Below are 26,419 nucleotides of genomic sequence, written 5' to 3' on the forward strand. Positions count from 1 at the left end.
CGGATCAGTCGGCTCACACCGACGCGGCGCGTGGCCCGATGGGCCGGTGCCGGTCGGTGACCGTCCAAGTCCGCTCCTAGCTCAGCGTTTTCAGCGCCGCGGCATCGTAGGCCTTCAGCTCGTCGATCCGGCCGCCCAAGACCTTGGCTGCCCATTCCGGGTCCTGCAGGAGGGCACGGCCGACGGCGACCAGGTCGAACTCGTCGCGCTCGAAGCGGTCGAGGAGGTTGTCGAGGCTGCCGAGTTCGGCGCCTCTGCCGGTGAAGGCGTGGAGGAAGTCGCCGTCGAGGCCGACCGAGCCGACGGTGATGGTGGGCTTGCCGGTGAGCTTCTTGGTCCACCCGGCGAGGTTCAGGTCCGAGCCGTCGAACTCCGGGAGCCAGTAGCGGCGGGTGGAGGCATGGAAGGCATCGACGCCGGCAGCGGCGAGCGGCGCCAGGATGGCTTCGAGTTCCTGCGGGGTCTCGGCGAGCCGCGCGCTGTAGGCCTCCTGCTTCCACTGCGAGAAGCGGAAGATCACCGGGAATCCGGGCGATACCGCCGCGCGGACCGCGGCGACGATCTCGGCCGCGAACCTGGTGCGCGCCACCGGATCTCCACCGTAGGCGTCGGTACGGCGGTTCGTGTGCGCCCACAGGAACTGGTCGACGAGGTAGCCGTGGGCGCCGTGCAGTTCGACGCCGTCGAAACCGATCCGCTCGGCGTCCGCGGCGGCCTCGGCGAACGCGGCGATGACGTCGTCGAGATCGCGCTGCGTCATCGCTTCACCGGTCGGCTCGGTGCCGTCGACGCGGATACCGGAGGGGCCCATGGCCGGGGCATCGGGGTAGGGCTGTTCGCCGCGATTGCGGACCATGCCGATATGCCACAGCTGCGGCACGATCGTGCCGCCGGCGGCGTGTACGTCCGCGGCGACCTTCGCCCAGCCCGCCAGCTGCTCCGCGCCGTGGAATCGCGGAACCCGATCACTCTGTCCGGCCGACTCGTGGCCGACGTAGGTCCCCTCGGTGACGATGAGGCCGACACCGGCGGCGGCGCGGCGCGCATAGTAGGACCGCACATCGTCACCCGGAACGCCGCCGGGAGAGAACATGCGCGTCATCGGCGCCATCACGATGCGGTTGGGGACGGTCAGGCCGTTGAGCGAAACGGGGCGGGACAGGATTTCCGCTGCGCGGGAGGTGTCGGACACGGTGACGGTCACTGGGTACTCCTCGTAGAAACTTGACAACTTTTATGGTTGATAACCTCAAGCATTGCCCACGGTAGGGGTGAATAGTTGAGATGGTCAAGTTTCAGGACATAGGATGAATTGCATGGCCGAGGCTCCGCACATCGACACCGCCCAGCTCATGGAGCTGCTCTCGGTGTCGCTGGGCGTCTACTACAGCGAATTCACGGTCGCGGCGGCGAGTGAGAACCTCACGGCAAGTCAGGGCAAGACGTTGACGGTGCTGCGCCGGGGCCCCGCCGCGATGCGCACCCTGGCCGAGACCCTGGCGTGTGATGCGTCCAACGTCACGGGGATCATCAACCGGCTGGAGAAACGGGGCCTTGTCCGACGGGAGGCCAGCTCAACCGACCGCCGCGTCACCAATCTGGTCATCACCCCCGAGGGTGAGCGCGCCGTCGACGCGATCCGCGCGAAAATGCACCGGACCCGAGAAGGCCTGAGCCGACTCGGCGACGAGGACCGTGACCGTCTGTCCACGCTCCTGGAACGGGTCTTCGTCCAACCCTGATATTCGACAAAGACCGTGGCTCGGCAGGGTAAGTGCCGAACCCCGGTACAGGGCAGCAACTTTGCCGACGGCGAGGACTGGTTGACCGCCGTGAAGTACTGCGCCGCCGCCATGACAGCGATCGGCGCGGTCGCAAGGCTCGTGTTGCCAGAATGCGCCGTGAACTTGCCAGAAATCGGATGTTTCGACGGCTAACGTTTTTCGTGCGCCCAGGCCGGTCGCGGCGGGTGCTGAGGCCGCCGAGTGCGCAAAGTAGCCCGCTCCTGGAACTGAACGCGGATCCGCACGTAGGAGGGGAGATCCGCGCTCAGGCCGGACCCACCGTGCCGACTTGATAGTTTGAAGTCGTTGTGCGGCTGGGCGCGAGAGGGAATCTCTGTTGGATTCGGAGTATCGGTGGGAGGACGAATCGTCGGCGACCGCCGAGACGCCCGCCGAGCGGATCGAGTCCTGGCACCATTACCTGCGGAGCCGACAGGGGTCGGTGGGATTGGCGTTCGCCGACACCGTCGACGACTTCGCCTGGTCGACCACCGCACAGCGGGTCGGCGAACTGCAGATCGTGCGCTTCGATTCCGATCCCGTGCATTACCGCAGAACCGGACGAGATGTGCGGGGCGACGGCGACGACAGCTACCGGTTGCTGCTCCCACTGCGCGGGGAATTCAAATTCGCGCAGGGTGACGCCGCGGAGGTCGTCGCTCCCGGCAGGGCGGCGTTCTTCCATTGGGGATCACCGCTGGTGATGCGTCAGGACGAGCCACTGCGCGCGCTGATCATGAGCGTTCCGGAGGCGTCGGTGGATCTGTCCCGCGCCAGGAACGCTCCCCTCGCGCTCGACGGACGGCGCCCCCTGGTGCGATCGCTGGTGCGGCAGATCGGTGAGCTGCACGCCGGTCACGGCGACTGGACCGCAGCGGATTTCGCCGTAGCGTATTCCAGCGCCCTCGTATTGCTCGACGGAGTGCTCAACCACGACCGAACCCGCGTCGCAGCGGGCGGCAAGTACGCGAATCTGGCCGCCCGCGCCCGCGAGATCATGGGAATCCACGCCGATGACAGCAGACTGACACCGGACGCTGTCGCCGATCTGTGCGGTTGCTCGCGACGAACGCTGCACAGCGCGCTCACCGAGGCGACGGGCCTGGCCCCGGCGGCACTGCTGCGCACGATTCGCCTCGACCGTGCGCGGCGACGCTTGTCGTCACCCCTGCAGGTGAACATGGACACGATCGCCCACCAGACCGGGTTCACCACGACACGCCGCTTCCGCGAAGCCTTTCAGCGCCGGTACGGCCGGAGTCCGGAGCAGATGCGCGCCGAACTGTACGGGCCGTAGCGGATTCCCACCGGCGAGCCGGCTGCCCACGAACGAAAACGTCAGGCGGACTTGGTGTTTACGCCTGAATGACCTCGACGCGCACCAACGCGTTCGGCGAGTCACAACTGGCCCACGACTGGTTCTGACCGTACTGCACCGGGCCGTACTTCCAATAGGTGAACGGGACGGGCCACGCGACGCAGGTGAGCTTCACCTGCTGCCAGGTAGGCAGCTCGCAATTGGACATTCCACCGGTATTGAAGATGTTGTAGACGTGACAGTTCGCCTGCCACACCGGCACATCGGCGTTGGCCACACCCCCGCCGACGAGCGCGGCGGCAGCCGTCGCCCCGGTAATGACCGCACTGGCTGCGAGTCGCTTCGCGAGAATCATGTCGAAACCTCCTGAGCAGTTGTGCCTGAAAGATCGCTGAAGATTCGCGGACGTTACGCCCGTCGGTGCGCGACCGATGAACACGGCAGCGGGAGTGGGCCGTAGGTCGGCCAACTCCTGCTGCCGGATGCGCTCTCGGCACGGTCGCCAGAAGTTGACCCACAGCGTTTACCAAAGCGTGGTGCTTTCATCCCGTACCGCCGGATCGCGTCGTGATCACGTCGGAAACCGCGATCGCCCAGCAGGATTCGGCGGGCGGTTTCAGACTGGTGCGGTGACCGACTACCTGCTGCGCCCGATCGGAGCCGTCGAATCCGAGCTCACCGACCGCGCTACCGCACCGCGCCAGGCCGACGAGGGCGCCCCACCGGCGTGGGTGGTGCTCGACGAGCGTTACGCCGAAGCGCTGGAAGGCCTCGCGCCGGGTATGGACCTGGTGCTGCTGACCTGGCTCGACCGCGCCGACCGGGACACTCTGGCGGTCCATCCCCGGGGCGACACGAGCCGGCCGCTCAGCGGTGTCTTCAGCACGCGCGCACCACACCGTCCCAACCCGATCGGGGTGCACGAGGTCCGGATCCTGTCCATCACCGGCACCCGGATCCGCGTCGCCCATCTGGAAGCCTTCGACGGAACTCCGGTTCTCGACATCAAACCCGTTCTGACCGCGTCCGCGGCGAACCGGTGAGATGAGGGCGATCGCCGGCCAACTCCCGGCGGGGCGCCGCGGTCAGTCGTTGTCGCAGAGCGCTTTCAAGGTCCGCGGGACTTCTTCGGCCGGCAGATAGCATCCGGTCTGCTCGAAACCGCCGATGGTGTGGGTGGTGTAGTCGCCGTAGCCGATGCGCAGGAAATCGTCGCCGCTGAGGCCGTGCACCGTCCAGTCGAAGGCCACCCGAGCGCGGGCGACGAGCGTGCGCAGGGCCATCAGATGATAGCCGCGCGTGACGAATTGAGCTGGGATACCGCGCAATCCGATTTTCAGCGGGCGCGCCACCGCATCGGCGCCGCCGAGGTCGACCACCATGCCGAGGTCCTGATGCCGGTACGGCGTGGGCTGCCCGCCACGCAGCGTCGCCACCAGATTCCTGCCGAGGTGGCGGCCCTGGCGCATGGCGTGCTGCGCGGTGGGAGCGCACAGTGTGCCGGCATCGGCGGTCAGGTCGGGGACCGCCGCCGCATCGCCGCAGGCCCACACACCGGTGAGTCCCGGCACGGTGAAATCGGCGTCGGCGACGATGCGGCCCTTCGTCGTCGCCGCGCCCAGATGTCCGGCCAAGGGGCTGGGGACCACACCCGCGGTCCACAGCACCGTCCGCGTCGGGATGAAGCGGCCGTTGGTGAGCTGAACACCATGGGCGGTAACCTCTTTCGCCGACGTGCCGGTGATCAGTTCGATGCCGCGGTCGGCCAGATTCCGCTTGGTCTGTTCCCCGAGTCGCTGTCCGAGTTCGGGCATGATCCGGTCGCCGTGCGTGACCAGATGCCAGCGCACCATGCCGGATTCCAGCTTCGGGAAATACCGGCGCGCGGCGGCCCGGGTGACCTTGTTGAGCACGGCCGCGGTCTCGGTGCCGGCGTATCCGGCGCCGATGGTGACGAAGTTCAGGCGCTCCCGGTCTTCCTCCTCACCGCCGCGCACCGCCGCGATGTCCAGTTGCTGCAGCACGTGGTCACGCAGGAACATGGCCTCGGCGAGCGTCTTCATCCCGAATCCGTACTCGTCCAGTCCGGGCACGTCGAGGACGCGGGTGATGCTGCCCGGAACGAGCACCAGATGGTCGTAGTCGAGGGCATTTTCGGTGCCGGCGGATCCGCGCACCACGACCTGCCGGGTATCGGGATGCACCCCGATCGCCATGCCCGGAACCACCTCGGTGCGCCGCAGCACCCGCCGCAGCGACACCGTGATCGACCGCGGATTCAGCACACCGGAGGCGACCTGCGGCAACAGCGGCAGATAGAGCAGCCCCGCATCCGGTGTCACGAGTTGGATGAATGCTTCGTCGGAGCCGAGATGACGTTCCAGGTAACGGGCACATTCGACGCCGGAGAAACCACCGCCGATGATCACGATCTTCGCGGGACTCACGAATTCACTCTACTGATCGCATCGAAGACGCGGGTCCGAGTTCGTCGGCGGGCCCAGGCCGTGGTCGTGACGGCGAAAGGCGAATCGGCGCAACACATACCGGCGACAATCGATCGCCGGGCGGTTCGCCCGCTACGCCGTGGCGTCCGGGACCGGGCGGGCCGGGGGCTGCGGCGCCAGCTGGACACCGGCCAGACCGGTCCAGCACAGGCTGGCGGTGGTGGCGACGGCCTCATGTTTGGGCAGAGGTTTGCCGGTGGCGACCCAGTCCCGCGCACACGATTGGGCGATCGCGACCAACTCGGCCGTGATCAGCCAGCCGTGTTCGGCGCGCGGCAGCGGATGCGGCGCCAGCGCCCGGGCGAGCGTCTCGATACAGATGGTGGCGGCCCGATGCGCGATGCGCTGCGCCGACGGTTCGTCGGCCACGGCGGCCCCGGCCAGCAGGGCGGCACTGCGTGGCCGGATGTCGGCGAAGTCGAACACCGCCGCGACCGAGGCCTCCACGATGGCCCGCATGCCCTCGGCGGGTTCGAGTGCGGCGGTGAGTGTCTCCTCCAGTTCCTGCATCGCCTCGTGCAGCACGGCCAGATACAGTTCCAGCTTGCTCGAGAACGACTTGTACAGGACGGGCTTACTGATCCCGGCCCGGCAGGCGATCTCCTCCATGCCCGCGGCCCGATACCCGCACGCGGCGAACAAACCCGCCGCCGCGGCCAGGATCACCCGCCGGCGTTGCTGCCTGGCCTGCGTCATCTGTCTGTCCACCACCTGGCACCTCCTGCGCCCACGGTACCGACGCCCCGGTTCGGCACAACCGCGACCCGCACGATCACGCCGATTTCGCCGGCTTACGCCCGTCCGGCCGCGCCTACGGAGCGAGGACTATTCGCCCGAACACTTCGCCCGCGTCCATCTTCCGGTGCGCGAGAACGGCATCGTCCAACGGAAGTACCGCGTGGACCACCGTGCGGAGTTCGCGCAAACGATCGCCACGGTCGGCCGACGAGGTCGTCACCGCCACCGCGCCGGCGCCAGTCGGTCCGGCCACGCTGTACCGGCGCTTCCCGACCAAGCGGATCCTGGCCACCGAGGCGTTCGCGGAACAGATGCATGCCTGCCGGGCCGTGGTGGACGAGGGACTCGCGGAGCCGGACGCGTGGCGGGGCTTCTGTCTCGTGGTCGAGAAGCTCTTCGCACTGCACGCTCACAGCCGGGGCTTCACCGAAGCCTTCACGGCCGCCCTTCCGCTCTGACGCACGCCGATACCCGGAGGTGGCGCGGGTCACTGCTTTCCGGTCGCTCACCGGCCGATTGCCGGGCGAGCGGGCGGCGCATGTAACCTTTCCTCCCAGGAACTCGCACCTGAGGCGGGTTCACCCCAGCCTGGTGTGGTCAGAAGGGAGATACCGATGGGTAAGCGTGGGCGTAAGAAGCGCAGCCGCCGTAAGAATGCGGCCAACCACGGCAAGCGGCCCAACTCCTGAGCCGTCGCGCCGTGCGCCCCGGGACCGCCCAGCGGACTCGGTGCACTGCTGAAAACGACAATGCGGCACGCCATCATGGATGGCGTGCCGCATTCGTCTGTGCGGTCAGGACTCGCGTTCCACGCGGGTTTCGGTGATCGTGATCGACCGCCGGATGTCGAGAGTGAGCCGCTCGCGCAGCGATTCGGGGGCACGATCCCCACCGCATTTGCGGCTCAGCAGGCGCTTGAGCTTCTCTTCCAGACCGTATGCCTCGATGCACGGCGAGCAATGGTCCATGTGGTGCTGCAATCGCGCCCGCGTGGCCTCGTCGCATTCGCCGTCGAGAATCAGCCAGACGTCGGTCAGTACCGCCGAACAGTCCAGTTCCATCTCGTCCCCGGCGCCCCGATCGTCGTGCTCGTGCCCACTCGTGCTCACTGGGTTACCTCCTGACGCGCCCCGTTGCCCGTTCGGTTCCGGTCGAACCCCCGCTCGTGCGCGACATCGGCCAACAGCCCCTTGAGCTGTTTGCGTCCGCGGTGCAGCCGGGACATGACGGTGCCGATCGGGGTCCCCATGATGTCGGCAATCTCCTTGTAGGGGAAGCCCTCCACGTCGGCGTAGTACACCGCCATCCGGAATTCCTCCGGCAGCGACTGCAGTGCCGCCTTGATGTCGTCGTCGGGCAGCGCCTCCAGCGCCTCCATCTCCGCCGAGCGAAGACCGGTGGAGGTGTGCTCGGCCGTGGCGGCGAGTTGCCAGTCGGTGATCTCGTCGGTGGGGTACTGCGCGGGCTGGCGCTGCTTCTTGCGATAGGAGTTGATGTAGGTGTTGGTGAGGATCCGGTACAGCCAGGCCCGCAGGTTGGTGCCCTCCCGGAAGGACCGGAAGCCCTGGTACGCCTTGGCGAAGGTCTCCTGCACCAGATCCTCGGCGTCGGCCGGGTTGCGGGTCATCCGCAGGGCCGCACCGTAGAGCTGATCCAGCAGCGGCAGCGCGTCGCGCTCGAAGCGCCGCGCGAGTTCGGCCTCGTCGGCTGTCGAGCGCACCGTCGAATCACCATCGATCTCCGTGTCCTCGGCGTCGCGAGCCTCGGCATCCTCGGACGCCGTGTCGTCGTCCACCGGGTCGTCGGGGATCTCGATATCTTCCGGCCGGGAACCGCCCGCGGTGTCACCGCGGGGGCGATCGGCCGCCAGTTCGTCGTCGCTCGTCACGGAAGTCCCTTCGGTCGCCGTAGCATCTGAATCTACCGCGCGCGAGGGCCGCCGATCGAACCCGGTGTCCGGGACGATGATGTCGATCAGCGGGTACGACAGCGAGTCGCCGGTCGTTACCGGGCGTTCGTCGACGAGGACGGTCACCGGCATCTCCTTCGAACTTTTCCGAATCTCGAGCGGCTGCGAAGGCAGCTGCGCTGTGCTGGCGGAACAGTGCAACATGCACGACGCCGACTGTGTTCCCACCGCACGCGTCACACCGGCCGACATGCGATTGCCGGGTGTGAACCGGCGCCGCTAGGGTGACCGGCATGGCCGCATCGACACCCGCGATCCGGGCACTGACCCAGGCGAAGGTGCCCCATGTGGTGCATTCCTATCCACACGATCCGCGCAGCGAGTCCTACGGCGACGAGGCCGTCACCGCCCTGTCGGAGCGGGTGGGTGTGACGGCCGCGCAGATCTTCAAGACGCTGGTCATCGAGCTGTCGACCGGCACGCCCGCGGTCGCGGTGCTCCCGGTTCCGCAGTCGCTGTCGCTGAAGGCGGCGGCCGCGGCGCTGGGCGCACCCAAGGCGGCCATGGCCGACAAGGCGAAGGCCCAGCGCATCACCGGTTACGTCCTGGGCGGCGTGTCGCCGCTCGGACAGAAGCGCGCACTGCCCACCGTGCTGGACGAATCCGCCCTGAGCTGGGATCGCATCCTCTTCAGCGCCGGCAAGCGCGGGCTCGAGATCGAACTCGCCCCCGCCGAGCTGATCCGGCTGACCGGCGCGGTCACAGCGCCCGTCGTCGCCTGATTCCCCGCAGCCCGGGAGATCCGACCACACGGATCGGAAATATTTGCATGTAACAACTAGTTGGTGTATACAAATACTTGATTGATACAAGTAGTTTTCGGCCGATATGCGGTCGAGTGGGCGAAAGCGGGAGGTCCGATATATGGACAGCGAGCAGGTGATCGATCAGATCGCCCAGCAGCTGATTCGTCTGGGGCGGATCCGGGAGCGGACGAACGCCCAGGTGGCGGCGACCTCGCACGGCGATATCGACCTCTCGGCCTACCGCATCATCTTCCGCCTGCTCTGGGACGGCCCGATGCGCTCCGGCGCGCTGGCCGAGGCCATGTACTCCGACGCCTCCACGATCAGCCGTCAGGTGGCGGCCCTGGTCAAGCGTGGCCTGTTGCGCCGCGAGGCCGATCCCAGCGACGGCCGCGCCAGCGTCCTGACCGTCACCGACGCCGGCAAGGAGATGGCCGCCCAGCTGCGCGCGCGGCGCAACGAGATGATCGGCCGCATCCTGACCGACTGGAACGACCCCGACCGCGAGCAGTTCGCGGTCCTGCTGCACCGCTTCGTCGACGACTACGAATCCGCACGACCGGCGATACTCACCCTCCCCTCCCCCACGGAAGGCCCTGCGCCGGAGAAGAATTCGTGACCACGACCACCCCGGCCGCAGCCGGCACCGCACCGAACGCCGCGGGCTTCACCCACCGGCAGGTACTGGTGATCATGAGCGGCCTGATCCTCGGCATGCTGCTGGCCTCGCTGGACCAGACCATCGTGTCCACGGCCATCCGCACCATTTCCGACGACCTCAGCGGCTATTCGCTGCAGGCGTGGGTCACCACCGCCTACCTCATCACCGCCACCCTCAGCACCCCGCTGTACGGGAAATTGTCGGACATGTTGGGGCGCAAGCCCTTCTATCTGGCGGCGATCGCCATCTTCGTCGCCGGATCGCTGCTGTGCACCATGGCGCAGTCGATGTACGAACTGGCCGCCTTCCGCGCATTCCAGGGGCTGGGCGCGGGTGGACTGATGTCGCTGGCGCTGACCATCATGGGCGATATCGTCTCGCCGCGTGAGCGCGCCCGCTATCAGGGCTACTTCCTGGCCGTCTTCGGCACCTCGAGCGTCGTGGGGCCCGTGCTGGGCGGCCTGTTCGCCGGTCAGCCGGCCATTCTGGGCATCGACGGCTGGCGCTGGGTGTTCCTGGTCAACGTCCCGATCGGACTGCTCGCCTTCGCCGTGGTCACCAAGGTCCTGCAGCTGCCGCGCCGCCCGCATCCCGGTGTGCGAATCGACTGGTGGGGTGTGCTGATGCTCGCGGTCGGCATCGTCCCGCTGCTGGTCGTGGCCGAGCAGGGCCGGGAATGGGGCTGGGGCAGCCCGGACGCCATCGCCTGCTATCTGGTCGGCGCGGTCGGCGTGCTCGGCTTCGTCGCGGTCGAGGCGAAACTCGGCGATCTGGCCCTGATTCCGCTGCGGATGTTCAAGAATTCGACCTTCGCTCTGGGCGTGGTCATTTCGTTCGTGGTGGGCGCCGGCATGTTCGGCGGGATCTCCCTGCTGCCGCAGTATCTGCAGGTGGTGCGCGGATCGAGTCCGACCGTCGCGGGACTCCAGATGCTGCCGATGGTGCTCGGCATGATGACGGCCTCGATCATCGCGGGCCAGACCATCTCCCGCACCGGCCGCTACCGTATCTTCCCGCTGATCGGCGCCGGCCTGCTGACGCTCGGACTGTTCCTGCTGCATCTGATCGGCGCCGACAGCCCGCTGTGGCTGGTGATGATCTTCATGGCGATCACCGGATTCGGCCTCGGCAACCTCATGCAGCCGCTCACGCTGGCATTGCAGAACGCACTGCCGCCGAAGGATATGGGCGTGTCCACCGCCGCGGCCACCTTCTTCCGGCAGATCGGCGGCACCTTGGGCGTGGCGGTCTTCCTGTCCATTCTGTTCGCACAGCTGACACCGCACATCAGCGACGAATTGCACAGTGCGGCAACCCGACCGGCCTACCAGCAGGCGGTGGTCGACGGTGCGCACAGCAGCAATCCGGCCGATGCGGCACTGTCGAAAGGCCTACTGTCCCACGATGTTTCGGCAGCGGGACAGGTGATGAGCGACAGTTCGGTGATCCAGCGGTTGAATCCGACGCTGGCCCGCCCGTTCCAGGTCGGTTTCGCCGATTCGATGGATACGGTATTCCTGGCCGTCACGGCCATCGCCGGGATCGCGCTGCTGCTGGTGGTGTTCTGGAAGGAAGTGCCGCTCCGCACGGCGGGTGGGCTGCAGGCGAGTGCGGAGCCGGATCCGGCGGCGACTCCGCAGAGGTGATCCGGCGCGGGCGGCAACACTCCGCTGGACACGCTGCGCCACACCCACGATTCCCGCCAATTACCCGAAGCTCACCTGTCTCTGTGCGTTACTTGTCGGGCAGTTCGTTCTCCCCCCGATTCGATCCGAACCGAGGATGTGATGCGAAATGATCCATCGTCCGCGCGTACGTAGCCTGCTCGCCGCGACCGCCGGCGCCGCCCTGCTCACTCTGGGATCCGGTCTGCTGACGGCAGCGCCGGCCGGCGCTGCTCCGAGCGCGCCGGTCCCCGTCCACGATCCGAACTATCCGCTCGGCGGCGACGCCGAACATCCGGGCACGCCGGATAAGGATCCACAGGCGGAGAAGGCCGAGAAGCTGGGCGGCCACACCACCACCGACATCATCGAACTGGCCACCGACACCACCACGAAGATCGTCGAGATGGGCGCCGACGCCCTGAAATGTGGGCTGAATATCGCGATACCATCCGTGAAATGTGACTAGCGCAGGCGGACAGCGCCGGGCCGGGTTCAGATCAGGCTGATCTGCCCGGCCTGTTCGCTGCCCGCGCCCGGCACCGGCTCCAGCAGTTGCGGACCGTTGTTGCGCACCGAATTCACCAGTGGCGAGACCGGCCGCGCGACGATCGACGAAATCACCTGCGGCTTCGGGGTTTCCAGTAGTTCGTGCGGCGCCGGATGGTCGGGGTCGAGCCAGGCGTCCCAGTGTTCGCGCGGCATCATCAGCGGCATCCGATCGTGGATGCGGGTCAGGTCGCCCACCGCGTCGGTGGTGAGGATCGTGCAGGACATCAGCGGGGCCATATCCCGCTGCGCCGGATCCCGCCACACCGACCACAGGCCGGCCATGTACAACCGGTTCCCCTCCGCATCCGACATGTAGTACGGCTGCTTCACGGCCTTGCCGGACCCGGTCGGGTGCGGTTCGGTGAGCCACTCGTACCAACCGTCCATCGGAACCAGACAGCGGCGCTTCTTCACCGAATCCCGGAACGAGGGTGCGGTGGCGGCACGGTCGGCGCGGGCATTGAACAGCGGCTTGCCCTTGGCCGGAACCCCCGGCTCGGCAGCCTTGGTCCAGACCGGGATCAGCCCCCAGCGCATGCGGCGAATCCGCAACGCCGGATCGTCGTCGGGGTGGTCGTGATCGTGGCGGCGCACGACGGTGAGGATCTGATTCGTCGGGGCGACGTTGTAGTTGGCGCCGTTTCCGGATTCACCGCCGCGCGCCGGCTTTCCCGAGGCGGCGTCGCCACTCGGCGCCCCGTCGGCGGTTTCGTCGAGGGCATCGAGTTCGACCGCCAGCCGGGCAGGATTCGCCGTGGTCGCATATCTGCCGCACATATCTCCATGCTGCCATTCCGGACCGACAGAATCCGTAGGCTCGGCTATACCCGCACAACGAGACGAATCCAACTGAAGGCGATTGACATCACATCTTGGATGTGAGAACTTTTTGCCATAACTCTCTCATTAGGGGTCGCCGAATCATGTCCACCACCGAGTCCACCGCCACCACCGAGTCGGCACAGGCAGCCGAAACCGCTCTGCCCACCGAGCTCTCCTCACTGAATCCGGCCACGGGCGAGATCATCGCCACGCACCCCATCGCCGACGACGAGGCGGTGCGCGCGGCCGTTGCCAAGGCCCGCGCGGCCGCCGCGACCTGGGGCGGCCTCGGTTTCGCCGACCGCAAGCGGGCGCTGCTGCGCTGGTCCAGCCGCCTCGTCGCCCGTGCCGACGAATTCTGCGATCTGATCCACGCCGAGAACGGCAAACCGCGCGACGACGCGTACCTGGAATTGATGCTGGCCCTGGAACACATCGCCTGGGCCGCCAAGAACGCCGAGAAGGTCCTCAAACCGAAGAAGGTCTCGCCCGGCGCGCTGATGTCGAATTTCGCGGCCTCGATCGAACAGCGGCCGCTGGGCGTGGTCGGGGTGATCGGCCCGTGGAACTATCCCGTCTACACCCCGAACGGCTCACTCGCCTACGCGCTGGCCGCCGGCAACACCGTGGTGTTCAAGCCGAGTGAATACTCCACCGCGATCGGCAACTTCGTCGGCCAGGCCTTCGTGGACGCCAACCCCGACCTGCCCGAGGGCGTTTTCGTCACGATCAACGGCTTCGGCGCGACCGGTGCCGCGCTGGTGCGTGCCGGGGTCGACAAGATCGCCTTCACCGGCTCCACCGCGACCGGTAAGAAGATCATGGCCGCCGCGGCCGAAACACTGACTCCGGTGCTGCTGGAATGCGGCGGCAAGGACGCGGTGATCGTCGCCGCCGATGCCGATATCGCGGCGGCAGCCGACGCCGTGGCCTACGGCGCGACGATGAACAGCGGCCAGACCTGCGCCGGTGTCGAACGCGTCTACGTCGACAAGTCGATTCGCGAGCCGTTCCTGGCCGAGGTGAAGAAGATCCTGTCGAACGTGCACGCCGGATCCGACGACAAGGCCTCCTACGGTCCGATGACCATGCCGTCGCAGGTCGACATCGTGCGCCGGCACATCGAATCGGCTCTGGCCAACGGCGGCACCGCGGTGCTGGGCGGCCCGGAGTCGGTGCACGCGCCGTATATCGAGCCGGTGGTGCTGGTCGATGTCGACGAGAGCTCGGACGCCGTCTGCGAGGAAACCTTCGGCCCGACCGTCACCATCCGCACCGTCGACAACATCGACGAGGCGGTCGACCTGGCGAACAATTCGAAGTACGGCCTGGGTTCGGCGGTGTACTCGCGCAAGCACGGGCTCGAGATCGCCCGCCGCCTGCGCGCCGGTGCGACCTCGGTCAACTCGGTGCTCGGCTTCGCCGCCATCGCGTCGCTGCCCTTCGGCGGCGTCGGCGACTCCGGTATCGGCCGCATCCACGGTGCGCCCGGTCTGCTGGAGTTCACCAGCCCGCATTCGATCGCGGTGCAGCGCTTCGCCATTCCGGGTATGGCGCTGCTGAGCTACAAGCGCACCGAGAGCACGATGAAGCTGCTGCGCAAGGTGGTTCCGCTGCTGCACGGCCGCAACAAGTAGATGCCTCTCGATCGGGCCCGCACCCAATGGTGCGGGCCCTTTCGCGTGCCGAAGACGGCCGTGGCTACCGGCGAGATCCCGCATGAGGCCGCGAATGTCCGAATTCAGCAAATAAACGAGCATACGTCGGAGATCACAAAACCGCGCTCCCTGCACACGGGGGCAGCTCTCATGCGCGAAGATGGTCCGGTGAGTTTCTGGCCCGCGCCCCACATCGACCATGCCGTGCACGCGACCGTCACCCTGCCCGGGTCCAAATCGATCACCAATCGGGCATTGATTCTGGCCGCGCTCGCCGACCGCCCCTCGACGATCACCGGCGCCCTGCGCAGCCGGGACACCGAGCTGATGATCGCGGGCTTGCGCGCGATGGGCACCGAAATCACCGGGGACGGCGACACCCTCTCCGTCACCCCGCCGACGCAATTGCACAACGCCACCGTCGATTGCGGACTGGCCGGCACCGTGATGCGGTTCCTGCCGCCGGTGGCCGCGCTCGCGCACGGCGATGTCGCGTTCTTCGGTGACGAGCAGGCGCAGCTGCGTCCCCTGCACACGATCCTCGACGCGCTGCGCAGCCTCGGCATCGACATCGACGGCAACACCCTGCCGTTCGTCGTCCACGGCGCCGGGACGCTGCGCGGCGGGTCGGTCACCATCGACGCCTCCGGTTCCTCGCAGTTCGTCTCCGGGCTGCTGTTGTCGGCGGCGCGTTTCGAGACCGGGATCACCGTGCAGCACGAGGGCGCACCGCTGCCGTCCATGCCGCATATCGAGATGACGGTGCAGATGCTGCGGCAGGCCGGGGTGCGGGTGCAGGCGCCGGCCGATCCGCGCAAGGAACAGGTCTGGACCGTCGAGCCCGGGCCGATCCACGCCGTCGACTGGGATGTCGAACCGGATCTGTCCAACGCCACTCCGTTCCTGGCCGCGGCGGCGGTGACCGGCGGTGAGGTGACGATTCCGCACTGGCCGCAGCTGACCACCCAGGCCGGTGACGTGATCCGCGAAATCCTGGTCCGGATGGGCGCGGAGGCGCGGCGCTTCGACGGCAAACTGACCGTGCGTGGCCCGCAGTCCCTCGCCGGTATCGATATCGACCTGCACGATGTGGGCGAGCTGACGCCGACCGTGGCCGCGCTGGCCGCACTGGCCGACTCCCCGTCGCGGCTGCGCGGAATCGCCCATCTGCGCGGACACGAAACCGATCGGCTGGCCGCGCTGACCACCGAGATCAACCGCCTCGGCGGCAATGTCACCGAGACCGAGGACGGGCTGAGCATCGAGCCGGCCCCGCTGCGGGGCGGCCAGTGGCATTCCTACGCCGATCACCGGATGGCCACAGCGGGAGCGATTCTCGGCCTGCGCGTACCCGGCGTGAGCATCGAGGACATCGGCACCACCGCCAAGACACTGCCCGAATTCGTCACCCTGTGGGAATCGATGCTGGCGGGCGCCGGCGCCTTATCGGGTGAGGGAGCGGCCCACTGAGGCGCCGGGAGTACGACGAATCCGATGTCCGGGTCCGCCCGGGCAGGGGTTCGCGACCCCGCACCAAGACCCGGCCGGAACACCGAGACGCGGTGTCGGCCATGGTGGTTTCGGTGGATCGGGGTCGGTGGGGTTGTGTCCTCGGCGGCGATCCGGACCGGCATGTGGTGGCGATGCGGGCCCGTGAGCTGGGCCGCACTCCGATCGTGGTCGGCGACCAGGTCGATGTGGTCGGGGACCTGTCCGGTAAACCCGATTCCCTCGCACGCATAGTCCGCGTCGCCGATCGCCGAACGGTGTTGCGCCGCACCGCCGACGACACCGACCCCTTCGAACGCATCGTGGTATCGAATGCCGAGCAGCTGTTCATCGTTGTGGCGCTGGCCGATCCGCCGCCCCGGACCGGCTTCGTCGAACGTGCCATGGTGGCCGCGTATGCCGGTGGGCTGCAACCGATTCTGTGCCTGACCAAACACGACCTCGCCGCCGACTCCGAATTCGCCTCGGAATTCGCGGATCTGGATCTGACCATCGTCTACGGCGGCCGCGACGATCCGCTGGAACCCATTCGCGACCTCCTGCGCGATTCGCTGACCTGCCTGCTCGGTCACTCCGGTGTCGGCAAGTCGACGCTGGTGAATCGCGTTGTCCCCGAGGCGGAACGAGCCGTGGGAACGGTCTCCGGTGTCGGCAAGGGGCGCCACACCTCGACGCAGTCGGTGGCCCTGCCGCTGGAGGGCGGCGGCTGGGTCATCGACACCCCGGGCATCCGCTCCTTCGGCCTCGCCCACATCTCGCCCGACGACGTGATCGCCGCCTTTCCCGATCTGTCGGAGGCCATCGAGGACTGCCCCCGCGGCTGCACCCACCTCGGCCCACCCGCCGACCCGGAATGCGCACTGGACGAACTACCCGGCAAGGAACGGCGAGTCGCGGCGATCCGGCTGCTGCTGACGGCACTGAATTCCAACGATCCGTGGGTTGTCGGCAACGGCTGACGTCGGGTGCTCACTCGACGCGTTCCGGGCGCGGAGTCGCCGCCAGGCTCGCCTGCCCGATCCAGTGCGGCACCTGCCGACGAATCGACGCCGGGCCCACGATCTCGGTCGTTTCACCCCGTAGCGCCGCCGCCCAGCTCCGGTCGCCCCGCCAGATCTCGGTGAGCTGCCGCAACGTGCTGCGCACGGTCGCTGCGATCTCGAATCCGGGGTCGTAGTCGCAGATCGCCGCCGTACCGCGCTCGACCAACAGCCACCAGTGCGCCTCCTTGCCGGGGACATCGGTGAACTCGACCGCCAGAACCGTCCGCTCGTCGGGCCACGCCCGGATCGGTATCGTGCGACGGATATCCCACAGCAACAGGTGCGGATCCAGATCCCGGTCGCCGAGATCGCCGATCCAGCGCACGCCCCACGCTCCGAGCGCCTGTACGACGGTCGACAGCTCCCGCCCGGCGTCGGTCAGGATATAGGCGGCGCGTCCATCGACACCGATCTCGCGGCGCAGCACCCCGGATCGCTCCAGCGAGCGCAGACGACGGGAGAGCAAAGCGGGCGACATCTTCGGATTGCCCCGCCGCAGCTCGTTGAAATGCGTACTGCCCAAAAGTAATTCGCGCACGACCAGCAATGTCCACCGCTCGTCGAGGACATCCATTGCCTTGGCGATCGGGCAGAACTCCCCGTAGCCGGCCACACAACCAGTAGACCACTCTGCGCGCTCCGGGTACAGATGTTGAACTGGCCGACGCGACCGCCGCGGCCGGATGCTAGCGATATGACAGCTATCCATCACACCCAGCAATCACCCGTCGACCTCACCGAACGCACACACGCACTCTGGGCCCTCGGCGACTATCCCCGCGTCGCGGACACGGTCATCCCCGGCCTGGGCCGGCGCCTGGTTCGAGCCTGCGATATCCGCCCCGGCCGGCGAGTGCTCGATATCGCCGCCGGCGCGGGGAATGCGGCCATTCCGGCGGCCGAAGCCGGCGCGGATGTCATCGCCAGTGACCTGACGCCGGAAATGTTCGACGCGGGCCGGGCCGCGGCGGCCGCCCGCGGTGTCCACCTCACCTGGGAGACCGCCGACGCCGAGGCGCTGCCATACGACGACGGCCGATTCGACGTCGCCATGTCGTGCGTCGGCATCATGTTCGCCCCGTCGCATCGGGCGGCGGCCGACGAACTGCTCCGAGTGACCGCGACGAAGGCGACGATCGGACTGATCAACTGGACGCCGGAGGGATTCATCGGCGAAATGTTCGCCATCGTGAAGCGGTTCGCGCCGCCACCGCCGCCCGGAGCGCAATCGCCGCTGCTCTGGGGCACCGCCGACCACCTCCGGGACCTGCTCGGCGACCGCGTCACCGACCTGCACATCGAGCGCGAATTCGCGACGGTGGAATGTTTCGCCGACGGGGAACGCTTCCGGGACTTCTTCAAGGCCAATTACGGTCCCACGGTCGCCGTGTACAAAGCGCTGGCCGGCGACCCGGACCGCATCGCCGAACTGGACCGAGCCCTCGCCGACCTGGCCGCTCGCCACGACCTCGGCGGCGGGCGGATGCGCTGGGAGTACCTTCTGGTCACCGCCCGGCGGGCGTGACGCGGTTCCGATTCGCCCGCCGAGTGCGGAAACCGGCAGCGTTCAGGCCGAGGTCGGCAACCGGCGCTCGCCGTGCGTGATCGCGGCGGCCAGATCGTCGTAGCCGTTGACCAGTTCGGCCACCCGGAACCACGCCGCATGCACTGCCAGATCGTCGGTGGCGGTTTCCAGCAGGCGTGCGGCGCGGGCGTATGCCGCCATGAGCCGATCGATCACGGAACCGACGGTTTCGGTGTGGATCGCGGTGCCGTGCCGATGCTGCGGCACGTGGGCTTCGATCCATCGGTCGATCACACGCACGGTCTCGCGGCGCGATGCCTCGGCCGCGCGGCGATACTCGGCATCGTGCGACTGGGCCACGCCCGTGTGCAGTTCCGCGAGTTGCCGCGCGAGCGGGTCCAGCGGGTGCGCGGCCGGGCGCGAGTCGCGCACCATCCGCAGCAGCATCTCGGCGGTGGGCAGGTCGCCGATCACCTCGGCGCCGCCTCCCTCCAGCACCAGCAGCGGCGATACCGTGGCCACCCGGGTGCCCTCGATACCTGCGAGGTCACCGGTCACCGCGGGCACCGCCTCTGAGCGCGGTGGCGGAAACCGCACCGGAGGCCGCCGTCACGGCGGTCTCGGTGAGGCGGCGCGGTACGAATTGCGGCGTCGAACACATGGGCAGCTCCTGGTCGGTGTCGGCCTTCGATGAAACCGACCGTATGCCCCGCGTTAGCTGTTCGCCTGCCTCCCGGTCCCCGCTGTTGAGAAGTCACAGACGAGATCGCCGCGACGTGCTGACGAAGCACATAACCAGCGGGTGACTACGGCGTGAGCACCAGCCGGCCGCGCACTCCACCGGCGGACAACCGCTCGTGTGCCTCGGCCGCGCGCTCGAGCGGAAGGACATCGGCTACCCGCAAGGTCAGGCCGAGCGCCGCGAGTTCGGCGAGCGCGGTTCCGTCGGCTCTGATCCATTCCTGATGAATTCTGATGCCGCGCAACGGAACAGGGGCCGGGCCACCGGCCACGCCGGCGTACGCGCCGCCGTTGCGGACCGCCGCCGTGGCACGCACGCCCAAGCCCGCGGCGTCCAGCGCGCCATCGACACCTCCCGGAACCAGCGCACGTATCGCTTCGGCGAGGTCGGCGCACCTGCGAGGCACGGTCCATTCGGCGCCGAGTCCTCGAACGAATGCCGCATCCTCGTCGGCGACCTGCGCGACCACCCGCAGTCCGCTACGCACGGCCAACTCGACCGCGAAACCGCCGACCGCTCCCGCGGCGCCGGTCACCAGCAGGGTGTCACCGGCGCGAAGGCCGAGCAGCGCGAGAGCCTGGTGCGCGGTCAGCGCATTCAGCGGCAGGGTGGCCGCCTCCGTCACACCGACGTCCGGTGGCACCGGCGCGACCGCATCGGTATCGAGCACCAGATACTCGGCGTAGGCACCCAGCGGCCGGTCGAGCAGATCACGCAACCCGATAACCCGTTGCCCCACAACGAATGTCGAGTCTCCGGGGCCGATACTGTCGACGATTCCCGCTACGTCCCAGCCGATTCCGATGGTCTCGCGCGGCGCCATCAGACCCGCGTCGATCAGGGCGCCGCTGCGGGTCGCGATATCGACCGGATTGACCGCCGCCGCCTCCACCCGGATCCGCACCTGCCGCGGTCCGGGTTCGGGCACCGGCACCCGCACCACCTCGAGCGCCTGCGGGCCACCCACCCGCCGAACGACCACTGCCCGCATGTTGTTTCGAGAACTCATACTGCACAACTTAAGGAGAGCTACTCTCCATAGGGAAGTACGCACTCGAAGGTGCGTATCCCACCCGGAGGAGACCCGTGGCCACCCGAACCGCCGCCCAACGCCGAGCCCAGGCGAGCGCCGACTACGACGCGTACCTGGCACAATGCCCCGCTCGGCACCTACTCGACCGCATCGCCGACAAATGGGTGAGCCTGGCCGTCAACGCCCTCGCCGACGGCCCTCAGCGCTATAGCGACCTGCAACGCCGCCTCGCCAGCATCAGCCAGAAGATGCTCACCCAAACCCTGCGCAACCTCGAACGCGACGGTCTGGTCACCCGCACTGTCACCCCCGCGGTCCCGGTCCGCGTCGAATACGAGCTCACCCCACTCGGCCACTCCCTGCTACCGGTGATGCGCGCGGTCAAAGACTGGGCCGAGCAGCACATGGACCGGGTCCACGCGGCCCGCGCACGCTACGAACAGCAAACCGAAACCGCGCAGTAGAAACGCTTCTCTGATTACGGATCAGGGATGAGCAGTACCCGTCTCGACTCGGTGATGCCCCCGCGCGCTGCTCGGAGGCAATACTTGACAACGCCCCGCCACCGGCCGGATCCAGGAAGGAGGGAGAACCGATGACCGCGGATCCACTGCCTTCGTGGGCCATCCCCCGACTGCCGGTTACACCAGCGATGACCTGGCGTTCACGTTGCGAACCTTCGCACCGCCGACACTTCGGGTACGCCGGGAAATGACAGTCACACTGGACTCCCGGCAACGCCCCGAACCGGATCTCATCGTCGTCCACGCATCGGCGGATCGGGGCCAGCGCATGTAAAGGATGTTGGTGCGCATGGCCGCGCATCACGACAGCGGCCGGCCCACCTGATCGGTGGGCCGGCCGCTGTCGTGTGCCGGAATTACCGGCGGCGCTTGGTCTTCGCCGGCTTGCCCTGCTTGGCGCGGTCGCGCTCGGCCTCGCGGCGTTCGCGGCGGGTCATGCCGGTGGCGGGGGTGTCGCCGTATTCCTGGGCGGCGCTGCGGACTTCGGCGTGGCCGCCCTCGTCCGGGCCGGAGAAGCTCAGACCGCGCGGGCCGGATTCGTCGATTCCCTTGGCGCGCAAGGCAGCCGGGGCGTTCTCGGCGGCGCCGTTGCCCTGGGGGACGGCGGGGGCCGGGTGGGACGCGCCGACCGGGGAGCGCAGGCCGGCGCCGACCGCGGGCTGCGGTTCGGGAGCCTGCTGGACCTCCACCTGGAGGTTGAACAGGAAGCCGACCGACTCCTCCTTCAAGCCCTCGAGCATGGCGGCGAACATGTCGAAACCCTCGCGCTGGTATTCGACGAGCGGATCGCGCTGCGCCATCGCGCGCAGGCCGATGCCCTCCTTGAGGTAATCCATCTCGTAGAGGTGTTCGCGCCATTTGCGGTCCAGGACCGACAGCAGCACCTGACGCTCGAGGTTGCGCATGCTGCCGGGACCGGCCAGATCGTCGATCTCCTTCTCACGCCGCGCATAGGCGTCGTGGGCGTCTTCGAGAATGGCCTCGAGCAGTTCCTCGCGGCTCAGTTCGCCGATCTCGCCGTCCTCGGTTTCACCGGTCAGATCCTGGTATTCGATGCCGACCGAGTACAGCGTCTTCAGCGCCGTCCACAGCTTGGCCAGATCCCAGTCCTCGACGTAGCCCTCGGAGGTGGCGCCGTCGACGTAGGCGGTGATCACGTCGGTGATCATCGACTGAACCTGGCCCTCCATATCCTCGCCGGCCAGGATGCGCTGGCGTTCGGCGTAGATGACGGTGCGCTGCTGGTTCATCACCTCGTCGTACTTCAGAACGTTCTTGCGGATTTCGAAGTTCTGCTGCTCGACCTGGGTCTGGGCGCTCTTGATCGCGCGGGAGACCATCTTGGCCTCGATCGGCACGTCGTCGGGCAGGTTGAGCCGGGTCATGATCGACTCCAGGGCCGCACCGTTGAAGCGCCGCATCAACTCGTCGCCGAGCGAGAGGTAGAAGCGCGATTCACCCGGGTCGCCCTGGCGGCCGGCACGACCGCGCAGCTGGTTGTCGATACGACGCGACTCGTGCCGCTCGGTGCCCAGCACGTAGAGGCCACCGGCGTCGCGCACCAGATCGGCGTCGTCTTCGACCTGCCGCTTGACCTGCTCCAGCGCGGGCAGCCAGTTGGCCTCGTAGTCGTCCGGCGTCTCGACCGGGTCCAGGCCCTGCCGGCGCAGCAGCGTATCGGTGATGATGTCGGGGTTACCGCCGAGCACGATGTCGGTACCACGACCGGCCATATTCGTCGCCACGGTGACCGCACCCGGACGGCCCGCCTCGGCGATGATCTGCGCTTCCTGCTCGTGGAACTTCGCGTTCAGCACGTTGTGCGGGATACCGCGCTTGGTGAGCAGCTTCGACAGGTACTCCGAGCGCTCCACCGAGGTGGTACCGATCAGCACCGGCTGGTTCTTCTCGTGCCGCTCGGCGATGTCGTCGGCGACCGCGGCGAATTTCGATTCCTCGGTCTTGTAGATCAGGTCCGCCTGGTCCATGCGGATCATCGGCTTGTTGGTGGGGATCGGCACCACACCGAGGCCGTAGGTCTGGTGGAGCTCGGCCGCCTCGGTTTCGGCCGTACCCGTCATACCGGACAATTTGTCGTACAGGCGGAAATAGTTCTGCAGCGTGATGGTGGCCAGCGTCTGGTTCTCCGGCTGGATCTCCACACCCTCTTTGGCCTCGATGGCCTGGTGCATGCCCTCGTTGTAGCGACGGCCGACCAGAATGCGGCCGGTGAATTCGTCGACGATGATGACCTCGCCGTTGCGGACGATGTAATCCTTGTCGCGAGCGTAGAGTTCCTTGGCCTTGATCGCGTTGTTCAGATAGCTGACCAGCGGCGAGTTGGCGGCCTCGTACAGATTGTCGATACCGAGCTGATCCTCGACGAATTCGACACCGGCCTCGTGCACGCCGATGGTGCGCTTCTTGATGTCCACCTCGTAGTGCACATCCTTCTTCAGAAGTGGTGCAATACGGGCGAATTCGGCATACCACTTACTCGAAGCGTCGGCCGGGCCGGAAATGATCAGCGGCGTCCGGGCCTCGTCGATCAGAATCGAGTCGACCTCGTCGACCACGGCGAAGTTGTGCCCGCGCTGGACCAGATCGTCCAGCGAATGGGTCATGTTGTCACGCAGATAATCGAAGCCGAATTCGTTGTTCGTGCCGTAGGTGATGTCGGCGTTGTAGGCCGCACGCCGCTCGGCGGGGCTCATCCCGGACAGGATCGCGCCGACCTGCAGGCCGAGGAAACGGTGCACACGGCCCATCCACTCGGAGTCACGGCGGGCCAGGTAGTCGTTGGTGGTGACGATGTGGACACCGTCGCCGCTGATCGCGTTGAGATAGGCGGGCAGCACCGAGGTGAGCGTCTTACCTTCACCGGTTTTCATCTCGGCGACATTGCCGATGTGCAGGGCCGCGCCACCCATCACCTGCACCTTGTAATGCTTCTGATTCAGCACACGCCAGGAGGCCTCACGGGCGGCGGCGAAAGCCTCGAGCAGCAACTCGTCCAGGGTTTCGCCGTCGGCGTAGCGCTGTTTGAATTCGTCGGTCTTCGCGCGCAGTTCCGCGTCGGTGAGATCGGCGTATTCGTCGTCCAGACTGAGAACTTCGTCGGCCAGATGCGCGAGCCGCTTGACGGTGCGACCCTCACCAAAACGTAGCAACCTCGTCAGTGTCAGCGCAGGCACGGGTCTCGTCAGTCCTCTGGTCGATGTTGTCGTCTTGCAGTGCTACATCTTCGGCACACCGCACTACTCGCGGCATACCGAAGCCCCCGCCTCATCGTATGGGCGAAATTCCCGGCGCGCGGATAAGCGGCATCGTCCATGGTAATGCGGCCTCCATCGTAGGCGCCGCCGCGCCAGCACATCCATGGACAGCGGTGCCCCATCGGGGGCAGACAGTGATCGATCACACTTCGGCACCACACGGGCCCGGCGATCACCGCATGCGCAGGGCACTCATCCGCCAATGCCCGCGACGCAACACCAACCGCGCGGCGACGGCGAACCGGCGCTCCCCCCGCTCGTATCCGCCGCACACCTCCGCGGTGTGCCCGGTGACCTCGGCGAGTCTCACGGTGACGAGCACCGCCGTCCCGAGACGGCGTTCCGCGGCGGCCGTGCGGGCGAGCGTTTCGACGGCGGCCAGCACGGTCGGCTCGACCACCGAACGCAGCTGCCCGAGCGGACGCCGGCCGTCGATGACCTCCAGCACCAGCCGCAACGACTTCTCCGCGAAAGCCGCTGCAGCAGAACTATTTTCATCGCCTTCGCAGATCCGGCGCGGTGCCGGCGCACCGGCTCCGGAGGCCGGCGAGCGCCCGTCGTGGGCGGACCGGCGCGGTGCCCGCAGTCGCGGCACCCCGTGGTCGGCCGTCCCCCGATCGAGCGGCGTTCGATCACCGGAGCTTTTCGGATCCAACGGTGGTTCGCATATCGGCGCGCGGCGGGCGCGGCGGGTGTATACCGGGCTTGCGGAAGACTCGAGCATTCGACACTCCCCCTGGTCGGCATGCTTGGGCACGGATCGAACCAGCATGCCATGCCCGGCATCATCGACGACGGAATTCCGGCACCGACGCGACAAGTCCCACCCAGTCCCGCGCGGAAGGTTTGTGTCACCCCACAATGGAGAGCGGCAACGGAGAGGAGCATCGGACAGCGTGATCACGAGATTGACGCCGCAGGACGCGTCGTTCTTCCGGCTCGAGTCGAGCAGAAATCCCATGCACATCGGCTCTCTCGCGATCGTGCGCGTCGCCCCCGAGGACCCCGGTGACGGCTCCGCGTGCGTGGACTATCAGACACTGCTGGACCTGGTCGACAGCCGGTTGTCGATGGTGCCGCGCTACCGCCGCAGGGTGCGCGAGGTGCCGTTCAAACTGGGTCGGCCGGTCTGGGTCGAGGACAGTCGCTTCGACCTCACCTATCACGTGCGGCGCTCGGCGCTGCCGACTCCGGGCTCCGACGAACAGCTCTACGAACTGGTCGGGCGGCTGTCCTCGCGACCACTCGACCCGAGCCGGCCGCTGTGGGAGATGTACCTCATCGAAGGCCTGTCCGACGACCGCTGCGCGATCTTCACCAAAACCCATTCGGCGCTGGTGGACGGCGATACCGCGCTCGAGATCGGACACGTCATCCTCGACTCGGGACCCTCGCCGCGGGTGGTCGCGACCGATACCTGGGTGGCCCACCGCGAACCCGGCGAGGTGGAACTGCTGGGCATGTCGCTGGCCGAAATGGCGACCCAGCCCGCGGCGGCGTGGGAAGTCGTGCGCGATGCCGGTGCCAACGCGTCCGCGGTGGTGGCGGCCGCGGGCAAGGCCGTCGACGCCGCGGTCAGCCGGGTGCGCGCGGCCGGGCGCACGGCACCGGACAGTCCCTTCAACACCTCGATCTCGCGATGCCGCCGATTCGATATCGCACGGACCGACCTCGAGGACTATCGCCGCATACGACGACACTTCGACTGCTCGATCAACGACGCCATTCTCGCCGTGATGACCGGCGCCTTGCGGATCTTCCTGCAGTCGCGGGGTGAGGTCCTGGTCGAATCGGCGGTGCTGCGGGCGGTGGTGCCGATGTCGGTCTACGTCGACGGGCCGCCCGACGACACGGCGCGCCCGGCCAGCGAGGTCTCCTCGTTCCTGATCGATCTGCCGGTGGGAGAGCAGAATCCGGTGATGCGGTTGTCGCACATCTCGCACGCCACGGCCGAGAATTCCCGGCACGAACGCGCGGTACGGGCGCGCACCCTGGTGCACATGGCCGGCTTCGCCCCGGCCAGCCTGCACGCGATGAGTGTGCGGGCGGCGAGTACGTTCGCAGAACACACATTCAATCTGGTGATCACCAACGCCCCGGGTCCGCAGCGGCCGATGTACATCGGCGGCGCGCGGATGCTGGAGATGTATCCGGTATCGCCGTTGCTGCGCAATCAGGCGTCGAGCATCGGAATCACGTCCTACGACGGACGTGTGTTCTACGGTCTCAATGCCGACCGCGAGGCGATGGCCGATATCGCCGTACTGGCGGCGGCGGTGCGCGAATCCATGGAGGAGATGCTCGGTGCCTGCGTCTGATCAGGGCAAGCTACGCGTCTATGTCCCGGCC

Annotated in this window: 27 protein-coding genes; 15 read left to right on the plus strand and 12 right to left on the minus strand. The window is 67.5% G+C overall.

Annotation, left to right across the window (positions count from 1 at the left end; genetic code table 11):
• Nucleotides 1–76 precede the first annotated feature (76 nt).
• Nucleotides 77–1,204 carry an NADH:flavin oxidoreductase gene (locus NK1_RS04085; protein ID WP_063007216.1) on the minus strand — a complete coding sequence of 376 codons (1,128 nt, stop codon included), beginning with the start codon at nucleotides 1,202–1,204 and terminating at the stop codon, nucleotides 77–79.
• A 112-nt stretch (nucleotides 1,205–1,316) separates the two neighbouring features.
• Between NK1_RS04085 and NK1_RS04090 the strand changes: the two genes are divergently transcribed.
• Nucleotides 1,317–1,742 carry a MarR family winged helix-turn-helix transcriptional regulator gene (locus NK1_RS04090; protein WP_063007217.1) on the plus strand — a complete coding sequence of 142 codons (426 nt, stop codon included), beginning with the start codon at nucleotides 1,317–1,319 and terminating at the stop codon, nucleotides 1,740–1,742.
• A gap of 379 nt (nucleotides 1,743–2,121) precedes the next feature.
• On the plus strand, nucleotides 2,122–3,081 hold the full coding sequence (locus NK1_RS04100) for a helix-turn-helix transcriptional regulator (protein WP_063007219.1): 960 nt from the start codon (nucleotides 2,122–2,124) through the stop codon (nucleotides 3,079–3,081).
• Nucleotides 3,082–3,139: 58 nt separating this feature from the next.
• Here NK1_RS04100 and NK1_RS04105 read toward each other — a convergent pair whose 3' ends face one another.
• Complete coding sequence (locus NK1_RS04105) at nucleotides 3,140–3,457, minus strand: hypothetical protein (RefSeq protein WP_063007220.1); 318 nt, start codon at nucleotides 3,455–3,457, stop codon at nucleotides 3,140–3,142.
• A 274-nt stretch (nucleotides 3,458–3,731) separates the two neighbouring features.
• On the opposite strand from NK1_RS04105, the gene tsaA reads away from it, so the two are divergent.
• A complete protein-coding gene (tsaA, locus tag NK1_RS04110) occupies nucleotides 3,732–4,145 on the plus strand; it encodes a tRNA (N6-threonylcarbamoyladenosine(37)-N6)-methyltransferase TrmO (RefSeq protein WP_063007221.1) in 414 nt (137 codons plus the stop codon).
• Nucleotides 4,146–4,187: 42 nt separating this feature from the next.
• On the opposite strand, the gene NK1_RS04115 is transcribed toward tsaA, so the two are convergent.
• Both NK1_RS04115 and NK1_RS04120 read right to left on the minus strand, forming a co-directional pair.
• Nucleotides 4,188–5,549 (minus strand): NAD(P)/FAD-dependent oxidoreductase, encoded by a 1,362-nt coding sequence (locus tag NK1_RS04115; RefSeq protein WP_063007222.1) that lies wholly within the window; start codon nucleotides 5,547–5,549, stop codon nucleotides 4,188–4,190.
• A gap of 132 nt (nucleotides 5,550–5,681) precedes the next feature.
• Nucleotides 5,682–6,320: a TetR/AcrR family transcriptional regulator gene (locus NK1_RS04120; protein ID WP_063007223.1), complete on the minus strand. Its 639-nt coding sequence runs from the start codon at nucleotides 6,318–6,320 to the stop codon at nucleotides 5,682–5,684.
• 197 nt (nucleotides 6,321–6,517) lie between these two features.
• Here NK1_RS04120 and NK1_RS04125 point away from each other — a divergent pair, with 197 nt between their 5' ends.
• A complete protein-coding gene (locus NK1_RS04125) occupies nucleotides 6,518–6,805 on the plus strand; it encodes a hypothetical protein (protein ID WP_218023047.1) in 288 nt (95 codons plus the stop codon).
• A gap of 156 nt (nucleotides 6,806–6,961) precedes the next feature.
• On the plus strand, nucleotides 6,962–7,036 hold the full coding sequence (locus NK1_RS36305; RefSeq protein WP_369801531.1) for a 50S ribosomal protein bL37: 75 nt from the start codon (nucleotides 6,962–6,964) through the stop codon (nucleotides 7,034–7,036).
• Between the two features lie 105 nt (nucleotides 7,037–7,141).
• Here NK1_RS36305 and rsrA read toward each other — a convergent pair whose 3' ends face one another.
• Nucleotides 7,142–7,408 carry a mycothiol system anti-sigma-R factor gene (rsrA, locus tag NK1_RS04130; RefSeq protein WP_036504643.1) on the minus strand — a complete coding sequence of 89 codons (267 nt, stop codon included), beginning with the start codon at nucleotides 7,406–7,408 and terminating at the stop codon, nucleotides 7,142–7,144.
• A gap of 44 nt (nucleotides 7,409–7,452) precedes the next feature.
• A complete protein-coding gene (locus NK1_RS04135; RefSeq protein ID WP_051024905.1) occupies nucleotides 7,453–8,085 on the minus strand; it encodes a sigma-70 family RNA polymerase sigma factor in 633 nt (210 codons plus the stop codon).
• 464 nt (nucleotides 8,086–8,549) lie between these two features.
• Here NK1_RS04135 and ybaK point away from each other — a divergent pair, with 464 nt between their 5' ends.
• The 4 genes from ybaK (at nucleotide 8,550) to NK1_RS04155 (ending at nucleotide 11,856) form a co-directional block, all read left to right on the plus strand.
• Complete coding sequence (gene ybaK / locus NK1_RS04140) at nucleotides 8,550–9,038, plus strand: Cys-tRNA(Pro) deacylase (RefSeq protein WP_063007287.1); 489 nt, start codon at nucleotides 8,550–8,552, stop codon at nucleotides 9,036–9,038.
• 142 nt (nucleotides 9,039–9,180) lie between these two features.
• The gene (locus tag NK1_RS04145; protein WP_063007224.1) at nucleotides 9,181–9,681 is read left to right on the plus strand and encodes a MarR family winged helix-turn-helix transcriptional regulator; all 501 of its coding nucleotides are present in this window, start codon (nucleotides 9,181–9,183) and stop codon (nucleotides 9,679–9,681) included.
• 74 nt (nucleotides 9,682–9,755) lie between these two features.
• Nucleotides 9,756–11,369 carry an MDR family MFS transporter gene (locus NK1_RS04150; RefSeq protein WP_084460582.1) on the plus strand — a complete coding sequence of 538 codons (1,614 nt, stop codon included), beginning with the start codon at nucleotides 9,756–9,758 and terminating at the stop codon, nucleotides 11,367–11,369.
• A gap of 148 nt (nucleotides 11,370–11,517) precedes the next feature.
• Complete coding sequence (locus NK1_RS04155) at nucleotides 11,518–11,856, plus strand: hypothetical protein (RefSeq protein WP_063007226.1); 339 nt, start codon at nucleotides 11,518–11,520, stop codon at nucleotides 11,854–11,856.
• A gap of 26 nt (nucleotides 11,857–11,882) precedes the next feature.
• Here the strand turns inward: NK1_RS04155 and NK1_RS04160 are convergent, their stop codons facing one another.
• Nucleotides 11,883–12,716 carry an SOS response-associated peptidase gene (locus NK1_RS04160; protein WP_063007227.1) on the minus strand — a complete coding sequence of 278 codons (834 nt, stop codon included), beginning with the start codon at nucleotides 12,714–12,716 and terminating at the stop codon, nucleotides 11,883–11,885.
• A 146-nt stretch (nucleotides 12,717–12,862) separates the two neighbouring features.
• Here NK1_RS04160 and NK1_RS04165 point away from each other — a divergent pair, with 146 nt between their 5' ends.
• The 3 genes from NK1_RS04165 to rsgA all read left to right on the plus strand — a co-directional run bounded on the left by NK1_RS04165 (nucleotide 12,863) and on the right by rsgA (nucleotide 16,887).
• Nucleotides 12,863–14,398, plus strand: a complete 1,536-nt coding sequence (locus NK1_RS04165) for an aldehyde dehydrogenase family protein (RefSeq protein ID WP_063007228.1) — start codon at nucleotides 12,863–12,865, stop codon at nucleotides 14,396–14,398.
• Between the two features lie 171 nt (nucleotides 14,399–14,569).
• Nucleotides 14,570–15,889 carry a 3-phosphoshikimate 1-carboxyvinyltransferase gene (gene aroA, locus NK1_RS04170; RefSeq protein WP_063007229.1) on the plus strand — a complete coding sequence of 440 codons (1,320 nt, stop codon included), beginning with the start codon at nucleotides 14,570–14,572 and terminating at the stop codon, nucleotides 15,887–15,889.
• On the plus strand, nucleotides 15,886–16,887 hold the full coding sequence (gene rsgA, locus NK1_RS04175) for a ribosome small subunit-dependent GTPase A (RefSeq protein WP_063007230.1): 1,002 nt from the start codon (nucleotides 15,886–15,888) through the stop codon (nucleotides 16,885–16,887). The genes aroA and rsgA overlap by 4 nt, the downstream gene beginning before the upstream one ends.
• 10 nt (nucleotides 16,888–16,897) lie before the next feature.
• Here rsgA and NK1_RS04180 read toward each other — a convergent pair whose 3' ends face one another.
• Nucleotides 16,898–17,584, minus strand: coding sequence for a winged helix-turn-helix transcriptional regulator (locus tag NK1_RS04180; protein ID WP_063007231.1), 687 nt, complete (start codon nucleotides 17,582–17,584; stop codon nucleotides 16,898–16,900).
• Nucleotides 17,585–17,665: 81 nt separating this feature from the next.
• On the opposite strand from NK1_RS04180, the gene NK1_RS04185 reads away from it, so the two are divergent.
• On the plus strand, nucleotides 17,666–18,496 hold the full coding sequence (locus NK1_RS04185; protein WP_063007232.1) for a class I SAM-dependent methyltransferase: 831 nt from the start codon (nucleotides 17,666–17,668) through the stop codon (nucleotides 18,494–18,496).
• A 42-nt stretch (nucleotides 18,497–18,538) separates the two neighbouring features.
• Here the strand turns inward: NK1_RS04185 and NK1_RS04190 are convergent, their stop codons facing one another.
• The gene (locus NK1_RS04190) at nucleotides 18,539–19,054 is read right to left on the minus strand and encodes a DUF4254 domain-containing protein (RefSeq protein ID WP_157104065.1); all 516 of its coding nucleotides are present in this window, start codon (nucleotides 19,052–19,054) and stop codon (nucleotides 18,539–18,541) included.
• Nucleotides 19,055–19,302: 248 nt separating this feature from the next.
• Nucleotides 19,303–20,247, minus strand: a complete 945-nt coding sequence (locus tag NK1_RS04195) for an NADP-dependent oxidoreductase (RefSeq protein ID WP_245660335.1) — start codon at nucleotides 20,245–20,247, stop codon at nucleotides 19,303–19,305.
• Nucleotides 20,248–20,324: 77 nt separating this feature from the next.
• Between NK1_RS04195 and NK1_RS04200 the strand changes: the two genes are divergently transcribed.
• Entirely contained in the window at nucleotides 20,325–20,735 is a 411-nt protein-coding gene (locus NK1_RS04200; RefSeq protein WP_063007235.1) for a winged helix-turn-helix transcriptional regulator, read from the plus strand.
• Between the two features lie 416 nt (nucleotides 20,736–21,151).
• Here the strand turns inward: NK1_RS04200 and secA are convergent, their stop codons facing one another.
• Complete coding sequence (gene secA, locus NK1_RS04210) at nucleotides 21,152–23,989, minus strand: preprotein translocase subunit SecA (protein ID WP_063007237.1); 2,838 nt, start codon at nucleotides 23,987–23,989, stop codon at nucleotides 21,152–21,154.
• 253 nt (nucleotides 23,990–24,242) lie between these two features.
• A complete protein-coding gene (locus NK1_RS35985) occupies nucleotides 24,243–25,037 on the minus strand; it encodes an Rv3235 family protein (protein WP_369689799.1) in 795 nt (264 codons plus the stop codon).
• Between NK1_RS35985 and NK1_RS04220 the strand changes: the two genes are divergently transcribed.
• Nucleotides 24,967–26,388 carry a WS/DGAT/MGAT family O-acyltransferase gene (locus NK1_RS04220; protein ID WP_063007239.1) on the plus strand — a complete coding sequence of 474 codons (1,422 nt, stop codon included), beginning with the start codon at nucleotides 24,967–24,969 and terminating at the stop codon, nucleotides 26,386–26,388. The genes NK1_RS35985 and NK1_RS04220 overlap by 71 nt on opposite strands.
• The last annotated feature ends 31 nt before the right edge of the window (nucleotides 26,389–26,419 follow it).

The sequence above is a fragment of the Nocardia kruczakiae NBRC 101016 genome, from assembly GCF_001612965.1.
In the GTDB taxonomy this organism is placed as follows: Bacteria; Actinomycetota; Actinomycetes; order Mycobacteriales; family Mycobacteriaceae; genus Nocardia; species Nocardia kruczakiae.

Bases quoted from the DNA above. Each gene is read 5' to 3' on its own strand.
- NK1_RS04090 (WP_063007217.1), top strand. From the start codon at position 1,317: ATGGCCGAGGCTCCGCACATCGACACCGCCCAGCTCATGGAGCTGCTC.
- NK1_RS04105 (WP_063007220.1), bottom strand. From the start codon at position 3,457: ATGATTCTCGCGAAGCGACTCGCAGCCAGTGCGGTCATTACCGGGGCG.
- rsrA (WP_036504643.1), bottom strand. From the start codon at position 7,408: ATGGAACTGGACTGTTCGGCGGTACTGACCGACGTCTGGCTGATTCTC.
- ybaK (WP_063007287.1), top strand. From the start codon at position 8,550: ATGGCCGCATCGACACCCGCGATCCGGGCACTGACCCAGGCGAAGGTG.
- NK1_RS04145 (WP_063007224.1), top strand. From the start codon at position 9,181: ATGGACAGCGAGCAGGTGATCGATCAGATCGCCCAGCAGCTGATTCGT.
- NK1_RS04150 (WP_084460582.1), top strand. From the start codon at position 9,756: ATGAGCGGCCTGATCCTCGGCATGCTGCTGGCCTCGCTGGACCAGACC.
- NK1_RS04155 (WP_063007226.1), top strand. From the start codon at position 11,518: ATGATCCATCGTCCGCGCGTACGTAGCCTGCTCGCCGCGACCGCCGGC.
- NK1_RS04160 (WP_063007227.1), bottom strand. From the start codon at position 12,716: ATGTGCGGCAGATATGCGACCACGGCGAATCCTGCCCGGCTGGCGGTC.
- NK1_RS04165 (WP_063007228.1), top strand. From the start codon at position 12,863: ATGTCCACCACCGAGTCCACCGCCACCACCGAGTCGGCACAGGCAGCC.
- aroA (WP_063007229.1), top strand. From the start codon at position 14,570: ATGCGCGAAGATGGTCCGGTGAGTTTCTGGCCCGCGCCCCACATCGAC.
- NK1_RS04185 (WP_063007232.1), top strand. From the start codon at position 17,666: ATGACAGCTATCCATCACACCCAGCAATCACCCGTCGACCTCACCGAA.
- NK1_RS04195 (WP_245660335.1), bottom strand. From the start codon at position 20,247: ATGAGTTCTCGAAACAACATGCGGGCAGTGGTCGTTCGGCGGGTGGGT.
- NK1_RS35985 (WP_369689799.1), bottom strand. From the start codon at position 25,037: ATGTGCATGGGATTTCTGCTCGACTCGAGCCGGAAGAACGACGCGTCC.